This window comes from Hansschlegelia beijingensis (genome assembly GCF_045505405.1).
Lineage (GTDB): Bacteria > Pseudomonadota > Alphaproteobacteria > Rhizobiales > Methylopilaceae > Methylopila > Methylopila beijingensis_A.
In genome coordinates this window covers 1-8,075 of record NZ_JBJKEX010000120.1, presented here as the reverse complement: position 1 = coordinate 8,075, position 8,075 = coordinate 1, and the positions used below count along the sequence as shown (strand labels likewise).

6 protein-coding genes are annotated in these 8,075 nt (G+C 69.2%); 4 read left to right on the top strand and 2 right to left on the bottom strand.

Going from position 1 to position 8,075, the window contains the following annotated elements; genetic code table 11:
• The 3 genes from prfA to ACIKT0_RS09505 form a co-directional block, all read left to right on the top strand.
• A partial coding sequence (gene prfA / locus ACIKT0_RS09515) for a peptide chain release factor 1 (RefSeq protein ID WP_407105118.1) occupies window positions 1-828 on the top strand: 828 nt, incomplete at its 5' end.
• A complete protein-coding gene (gene prmC / locus ACIKT0_RS09510; RefSeq protein WP_407105117.1) occupies window positions 825-1,670 on the top strand; it encodes a peptide chain release factor N(5)-glutamine methyltransferase in 846 nt (281 codons plus the stop codon). The genes prfA and prmC, both read left to right, overlap by 4 nt.
• A gap of 394 nt (window positions 1,671-2,064) precedes the next feature.
• A complete protein-coding gene (locus tag ACIKT0_RS09505; protein ID WP_407105116.1) occupies window positions 2,065-3,012 on the top strand; it encodes a DUF4167 domain-containing protein in 948 nt (315 codons plus the stop codon).
• Between the two features lie 64 nt (window positions 3,013-3,076).
• On the opposite strand, the gene ACIKT0_RS09500 is transcribed toward ACIKT0_RS09505, so the two are convergent.
• The gene (locus tag ACIKT0_RS09500; RefSeq protein WP_407105115.1) at window positions 3,077-3,844 is read right to left on the bottom strand and encodes an MOSC domain-containing protein; all 768 of its coding nucleotides are present in this window, start codon (window positions 3,842-3,844) and stop codon (window positions 3,077-3,079) included.
• Window positions 3,845-4,063: 219 nt separating this feature from the next.
• Here ACIKT0_RS09500 and clpB point away from each other — a divergent pair, with 219 nt between their 5' ends.
• Complete coding sequence (clpB, locus tag ACIKT0_RS09495) at window positions 4,064-6,661, top strand: ATP-dependent chaperone ClpB (protein WP_407105114.1); 2,598 nt, start codon at window positions 4,064-4,066, stop codon at window positions 6,659-6,661.
• A gap of 45 nt (window positions 6,662-6,706) precedes the next feature.
• Here the strand turns inward: clpB and ACIKT0_RS09490 are convergent.
• Window positions 6,707-8,075, bottom strand: a 1,369-nt coding sequence (locus tag ACIKT0_RS09490; protein WP_407105112.1) for a M23 family metallopeptidase, incomplete at its 5' end; no start/stop codon positions are given.

The window sequence follows — 8,075 nt, the reverse complement described above, 5'->3', positions numbered from 1 at the left end:
CGCGCCCGCAGGGACGCGGCGGTCGACGCGCTGCAGATCGAGCTTCTCCCGAAGGACGCCGCCGACGCCCGCGGCGTCATCCTTGAGGTGCGCGCCGGCACGGGCGGCGACGAGGCGGCGCTGTTCGCGGGCGATCTTTTCCGCATGTACCAGCGCTATGCGGATTCGCAGGGCTGGCGGGTGGAGGTGCTGACCGCGAGCGAGGGGACCGCGGGCGGCTTCAAGGAAATCGTCGCCAAGATCGACGGCCTCCGCGTGTTCGGACGGATGAAGTTCGAATCGGGCGTCCATCGTGTCCAACGCGTGCCGGCGACGGAGAGCTCCGGCCGGATCCACACCTCGGCCGCGACCGTGGCGGTGCTGCCGGAGGCGGAGGAGGTGGACGTCGCGCTCGATGAGTCCGAGCTGCGCTTCGACGTGTTCCGGGCCTCGGGAGCCGGCGGCCAGCACGTCAACAAGACCGAGTCGGCGGTGCGCGTGACGCACCTGCCGACAGGCCTCGCGGTCGCCGTGCAGGACGAGCGCTCGCAGCACCGCAACCGCGCCCGTGCGCTGGAATTGTTGCGCACCAAGCTCTTCGACATCGAGCGCGAGCGGGTGCATGGCGCGCGCGCGGACGCTAGGCGCGGCCAGATCGGCAGCGGCGACCGGTCGGAGCGCATCCGCACCTACAATTTCCCGCAGGGACGGGTCACCGACCATCGCATCGGGCTCACGCTTCACAAGCTTGACGCCGTCATGGAAGGCGAGGCGCTGGGGGAGATCATCGACGCCCTCGCTGCGGAGCAGAGGGCGAGGCTGCTCGCAACGGAAAACGAGGCGGCGTGACGAGGAGCGAGGCGGTCCGCCAGGCGGCCGCGAAACTGCGTCAGGCCGGAGTGGACGAGCCCGAGCCCGACGCTCGGCTTCTCGCCCGGGCGGCCTTCGGCATGGACTTCGCCGCGCTGCTCGCGAGAGGACATGAGCCCGTCGGGCCATCCGAGCAGGCGAGGCTCGAGGCGATGCTGACGCGCCGCGCCGCGGGTGAGCCCACCGACCGGATCCTCGGCGAGCGCGAATTCTGGGGAATGACGTTCCGGCTGACGCCTGAGACGCTGTCGCCTCGGCCAGACACTGAAACCGTGGTGGCAGCCGCGTTGAAGGCGGTCGCGCAGCGCGCCGGGCCGCTCGAGATCCTGGATCTCGGCGTAGGCAGCGGGTGCCTTCTGCTCGCGCTCCTGAGCGAGCGGCCGGACGCGCGCGGCGTCGGCGTCGACCGCTCGCCAGGGGCTGCGGCGGCGGCCCGCGCGAATGCGGCGGCGCTCGGTTTTCCGGATCGTGCGCGGTTCATTGTCGGCGACTGGGCCTCGGCTCTCGAGGGCCGCTTTGATCTGATCGTGTCGAATCCGCCCTACATTCCCCGCCCCGACCTCTCCGGGCTCGCGACCGAGGTCATCGCGCACGACCCGCTGCTGGCGCTGGACGGCGGCGAGGACGGTCTGGCCGCCTACACGGAAATCCTGCGGACCGCGCCGCGGCTTCTGACGGCGGGCGGCGTTCTGGCGATGGAGCTCGGCGTCGGCCAGAGGGATGACGTGGTTCGCCTCGCGCAGGAAGCCGGCTTCGTCGCGCTCGGCGTGGAGGACGATCTCGCAGGCATTCCGCGCGCGCTGGTTCTCGGCCGGCCGTAGAGCCCAAGGGGTTCGCGGCAAAAAAACCTTGGAATACGCCAGCGCGGCGTCTATGCTTGTGATCGGAATCATCCGACGCCCATCGCGCCTTCTGGTGCGACAGTGAGCGACGGATGGATGGTTTCGGCGCTTCGTCGATTTGGCCGATGGCCTCGATGAGCACTGAAAGATCGACGCACAGCTTCGATCATGCCGGGGTCTTCGGCGAGGCTTAACGCCTTTGCAGTCGGCCGTGCCGCTGACGGCTCGACGTGTTCCTTCGGGGACGCGCCGGGGTCTCGGCGCAACCTGCATGTGGCGGACGACGCGGACGGTCGGTCCCGGCCCGATGGGCCATCACAAGCCAAGACGAGTGTTGATCTTGAACCCCATGAGGCAAGGACAGTCGAAGCGGATGCGGGGACGCGGCCGCGGCGGTGGGGGCGGCGGCGGCGGCGGCGGCGGTGGGGGCGGCAAGGGCCCGAACCCGCTGACGCGCAGCTACGAGTCGAACGGGCCCGACGTCAAAATCCGCGGCACTGCAGGCACCATCGCGGACAAGTACGTCCAGCTTTCGCGCGACGCGCTCTCCGCCGGTGATCCGGTGGCGGCGGAGAACTATCTCCAGCACGCCGAGCACTATTATCGGCTCCTGGCGGCCGCGCAGGCGCAATATCAGCCGCATCAGACCTTCGTGCGCGCCGACGCCGACGACTACTCCGAGTTCGACGGTGATGAAGAGGGCGGCGAAGGCGAGGGCTACCCTCAGCAGAATGGCCAACCGACCGGTCAGGCGAACGGCCAGCAGGCCGTGCCGCAGAACGGCGGCCAGCAGAACGGCGGCAACTCCCAGCGGTTTCAGCAGAACCGGCCGAACAACGGTCATCAGCAAGGCAACCGGGAAGGCGAGCCGCGCCGCTTCGACCGCAACGATCGTAACGATCGGAGGGACCGGCCCGACGCTCGCTCCGAGCGCAACGATCGTCCCGAGAGCAGGGCGGAGCGCGGTCCGGAGCGCAACGATCGGAACGAGCGTGGCCCGCGGCCCGAACGGCAGGACGACCAGCCGCCTTTCGTTGGCGAACTTCCGGCGTTCATCACCGGAGATGCGCCCGCAGTAGCCGCCGAGGCTCCGGCCGAGCAGCCGACGCGGGAGCCTGTGGTGAGCGAAGCCGCTGCGCCTGCGGCTGCAGCCGGCGAAGCGTTCGCGGCCGACGGTGAAGCATCCTCCGACGAGGCGCCCGCGCCGTCGTCGCGGGGCAGGCGTCGCCGCTATGGCCGCTATGGCCGGGGCTCGGGCGCCGGCGAAGAGGGAGCCGGAGACGAGAGCGCTCCTTCGGCGTCGGAAGCGCCCTCGGAATAGTCTCGGGTTTCAGCAAAGCGTGAGAAAGCCGGAGCGGCCCAGCTCCGGCTTTTTTCGTTTCGGCTCAGACGAGTTCGACTTGGGCGCCAAGTTCGAGGCGCCCGGGCGAAACGACCTCGGCATAGATCCCGCAGTCCGCATGGCCGAGGCGCTTCTGCAGCGTTGCGGGGATCGCCAGATCCCGGCGGGCGGTCGCAGGGTCCACCTCGACCGCCGCGCAGCGCACGGTGCGCTTGACGACCCGCAGCTCGACCTCGCCGATCTTAAGCGTCCGCCCGACCCAGTCGAGTTCCCGCCATGGGCCGAACCCGTCGATGTCCAGGTTGCCGCGAAACCGCAGCGGGTCGACCGCCGCTCCCATCATCTCCCCGACCGCGGCGACGCTCGACCGGTTGATGATCGAGAGCACGCCGAGCGCCGTGTCCGAGAAGGTGTGACCCTCAGGAGCCGGCAGCAGCCTGAGGGGGCCACGCGCTTCCTCTCCCATGAAGCCGGTGAGCCAGTCTTCGAGCCGCGCGCGGCCGTCCTCAGATTCGAGATCGAAGCTCGCCTCTTCCGACGCCCGCGCGATCGACAACACGCCCGAGGCGTCGTCGTAGCGAGTCGAAAGGGCGGCGAGCCGCGCATTCCTCATGAGGCAGAGAAACCGGCTCTTCGGAATCTTCGCGGGTCTCGCCGGATCGAAGCCGGACGGCCCGTTCTCGACCGCGAAGCGCCGGTCTCCGGCGATCGGCCGTCCGACCTCCGCCGCGACAGACGGGAGCTCCTCGGGCGAAAGCCCTTTCACCGGGAAGCGTCTGATGGCCGTGACCCGGCCAGTGCTGTCACTCATCTCGGCCCTTGATAGCGATCAACGATTTGCGCTGCCGTCGGACTAGCATCCCCTTCCGTGGCGGATTGGCAACACCATATCGGCTGAAGGAGCTCGCCAGTGGGGGCTCCGGGCGCTGCGCGAGCGGCGTCGGATGTGGGGCGCCGACCGGTGATCGGTCGCCGGCCGCGGAGGCCCTAGGGCAGCGGCGCTGTCGGCGCGCTCGAGAGGAGATGGGGTATGAATCCGGACATCTACACCGAACGTCTGCGGGGGTTCCTCCAGGCGGCGCAGGGGGCGGCTGCGAGCGCAGGCCACCAGCAGTTGCTGCCAGAGCACGTGCTCAAGGTGCTCCTGGACGATCCCGAGGGGATGGCGGCCGGCCTGATCGATCGTTCCGGCGGACGGTCCGCGGATGCGCGCGCCGCCGTGGAGGCCGCGCTGCGCAAGGTTCCCACGGTGGGCGGCTCCGGCGCGGGCAATCTCTATCTCGCGCCCGCGACGGCGCGCGTGTTCACCTCCGCGGAGGAGCTCGCCAAGAAGGCTGGCGACCAGTTCGTCACCGTCGAGCGGCTGCTGACCGCGCTCGCGCTCGAGAAGGACTCCGAGGCCGCCAAGGCGCTCGCCGCCGCGGGCGTCACCGCCCAGTCGCTGAACAAGGCCATCGAGGAGCTTCGCAAGGGCCGGACCGCCGACTCGGCCACGGCCGAGAACGCCTATGACGCCCTTAAGAAATATGCGCGCGATCTCACGGAGTCGGCCCGCGAGGGCAAGCTCGATCCGGTGATCGGCCGCGACGAGGAGATCCGCCGCACCATCCAGGTTCTGTCCCGGCGCACCAAGAACAATCCGGTGCTGATCGGCGAGCCGGGCGTCGGCAAGACGGCGATCGTCGAGGGGCTGGCGCTGCGGATCATCAATGGCGACGTGCCCGAATCGCTGCGCGACAAGCGGCTTCTGGCGCTCGACATGGGTTCGCTGATCGCCGGCGCGAAGTATCGCGGCGAGTTCGAGGAGCGGCTGAAGGCCGTGCTGTCGGAGGTGCAGTCCGCGGCCGGCGGCATCATCCTGTTCATCGACGAGATGCACACCTTGGTTGGAGCGGGCAAAGCGGACGGCGCGATGGACGCGTCGAACCTGCTGAAGCCGGCGCTCGCGCGCGGCGAGCTGCATTGCGTCGGCGCGACCACGCTCGAGGAATATCGCAAGCACGTCGAGAAGGACGCCGCGCTCGCGCGGCGGTTCCAGCCGGTCTTCGTCTCGGAGCCGACGGTCGAGGACACGATCTCGATCCTGCGCGGCATCAAGGAGAAGTACGAACTGCACCACGGCGTGCGGATCGCCGATTCGGCCCTGGTCGCCGCCGCGACGCTGTCGAACCGCTACATCACGGACCGGTTCCTGCCGGACAAGGCGATCGACCTCGTGGATGAGGCGTCTGCGCGGCTCAGGATGCAGGTCGATTCGAAGCCCGAGGAGCTCGACGAGCTCGACCGTCGGATCATCCAGCTCAAGATCGAGCGCGAGGCGCTGAGGAAGGAGACCGACGACGCCTCGAAGGACCGGCTTCAGAAGCTCGAGATGGAGCTCGCTGACCTCGAGGAGGAGGCCGGAGCTCTCGAGACGCGCTGGCGGAACGAGAAGGACAAGCTCGGCCGCACGCAGAAGCTCAAGGAGAGCCTCGACCAGGCGCGCATCGAGCTCGAGCAGGCGCAGCGCCAGGGCAATCTCGGCCGCGCCGGCGAGCTCGCCTATGGCGTCATCCCGAAGCTCGAGGGCGAGCTGAAGGAGACGGAGGAGGCGGGCGCCGCGAGCTCCATGGTCCAGGAGGTCGTCACCCCCGATTCGATCGCGGCCGTGGTGTCGCGCTGGACGGGCGTGCCGGTGGACAAGATGCTCGAGGGCGAGCGGGCCAAGCTGCTGCGCATGGAGGACGAACTCGCCAAGCGCGTCGTCGGCCAGGCCGAGGCGGTGCAGGCGGTGTCGACCGCGGTCCGCCGTGCGCGCGCCGGTCTGCAGGATCCGAACCGGCCGATCGGCTCGTTCATGTTCCTCGGTCCGACCGGCGTCGGCAAGACCGAGCTGACCAAGGCGCTCGCCGCCTTCCTGTTCGATGACGACAGCGCGATGGTGCGCATCGACATGTCGGAATACATGGAGAAGCACGCCGTCAGCCGCCTCATCGGCGCGCCTCCGGGCTATGTCGGATATGAGGAGGGTGGGGCGCTGACGGAGGCGGTCCGCCGCCGGCCCTATCAGGTCGTGCTGTTCGACGAGGTCGAGAAGGCGCACCCGGACGTGTTCAACGTCCTGCTGCAGGTGCTCGACGACGGCCGGCTCACGGACGGGCAGGGCCGCACCGTCGATTTCCGCAACGTCCTGCTGGTGATGACCTCGAACCTCGGTTCGGAGTACCTCGTCAACCAGCCGGAGGGCGAGGACACCGACGCGGTCCGGGATCAGGTGATGGGGGTCGTGCGGGCGCACTTCCGGCCGGAGTTCCTCAACCGGATCGACGACATCGTCCTGTTCCACCGGCTGAAGCGCGAACAGATGGGCGCGATCGTGGACATCCAGCTCGGGCGGCTGCGCAAGCTGCTCGAGGATCGGAAGATCACGCTCGAGCTCGACGATTCCGCCCGCGCCTGGCTCGCAGACAAGGGCTACGACCCCGCCTATGGCGCGCGTCCGCTGAAGCGCGTCATCCAGAAATACGTGCAGGATCCGCTGGCCGAGCTGATTCTGTCGGGCGAACTGCGGGATGGCGAGCATGTGCCGGTGACCGCCACCGGATCGGGCCTCGTGATCGGCCCGCGGGCCGTGCCGGCGGCGGCCTGACCAGCTTGACGGACAAGGGCGGCGGGCTTCCGCCGCCCTTTCTCGTCAGCCGCCGTTGTTGCCGGAAGCCGCCCTGGCCGCCGTGGCGGGCCCACGACCCACCAGACCATCGATCCGTTCGCGCTCTTTCTCGAAACTGGCGAGCAGTTCGCCGTCGAGCTCCCGCCCTCGGGGAAGCTTGATGGTCATCGGGTTCACGAAGCGCCCGTTGATCAGCACCTCGTAATGCAGGTGCGCGCCGGTCGAGAGGCCGGTCGAGCCGACATAGCCCACCACCTGCCCCTGCTTCACGGTCGCCCCGGGCTTGATGCCTCGCGCGATGCCGGACATGTGGTTGTAGGTGCTCTCATACCCGTTTGCGTGCTGCAGCCGCACCTGGCGGCCGTAGCCGCTGGTCCAGCCGGCCTTCTCCACCGTGCCGTTGCCGGAGGCCATGATCGGAGTGCCTGTCGGGGCGGACCAGTCCACGCCGGTGTGCATCTTCGAATAGCCGAGCACGGGATGGCGGCGGAAGCCGAAGCCGGAGCGCATCACGCCGCCGTTCATGGGCTTGCGCATCAGGAACTTCTTCGCCGACTTGCCGCTCTCGTCATAATAGTCGGTGAAGCCGTCATCATCGGTCTCGAACCGGTAGAAGCGCCGCTCCTCGCCGCCCACGCGCAGCGACATGAGCGCGACCTCGCCGTCCCCGCCGGGCTCATTCGGGTCGCAATAGAACACCTCGAAGCTGTCGTTGGGACCGACGGCCCGGTTGAAGTCCACGTCGTAAGAGACGATCCGCACCATCTCGTCGATGATCGGCTTCGGCACCTCATTGCGAAGAGCAGCCTCGTAGAGCCCGTTGTAGAGGCGCATCTTCTTGGCGCCTTCTCCGCGGGCGCTCTCCTGCTCGTCGCCGCTCTCCTCCTCGAGCGACGGCTCGTCTCCAAGGTCGCCGAGGTCGGCGATCGGCACGTAATCGCCCATGTCGGACAGCGCTACCGAGCCGACATGCCCGCCGTCCGCGTCGAACAGGCTGACGCGCACGGGCTGCAGCCGGCTGAGGCCCGGCGCGGCCGCGCGTCCCATCAGCACCCTCAGGCGCTGCCCGGTCGAGACGCTGGCGATCCCATAGCCGTCGCGCCCGGCGAATCGAGCGGCGATCTGAGAGGCGTCCTGCGGGGCGACGCCCGCGTCGCGCATCAGCGCCTGGGCGAGCGGCCCGTCCGCCGTGACGGACACCATGTTCTCGGCGCGCGCCGCGGCTGCGGCCTCGTCGCGCGCCGATTTGGCGACCAGCGTCATGTTCGGCAGCGCGGCGCGCGCGTTGACGGAGGCGAGCATCGGCCCGGTCGCCTTGAGTTTTGCAGCGAGATCGCCTGGGCGCGCTTCGCCGTGCGGCGCCTGCTGGAATTCCTGCGGACCGTGCCCGAGG

Coding starts and splice junctions, on each gene's coding strand:
- clpB (WP_407105114.1), top strand. CDS start 4,064: ATGAATCCGGACATCTACACCGAACGTCTGCGGGGGTTCCTCCAGGCG.
- ACIKT0_RS09500 (WP_407105115.1), bottom strand. CDS start 3,844: ATGAGTGACAGCACTGGCCGGGTCACGGCCATCAGACGCTTCCCGGTG.
- ACIKT0_RS09505 (WP_407105116.1), top strand. CDS start 2,065: ATGCGGGGACGCGGCCGCGGCGGTGGGGGCGGCGGCGGCGGCGGCGGC.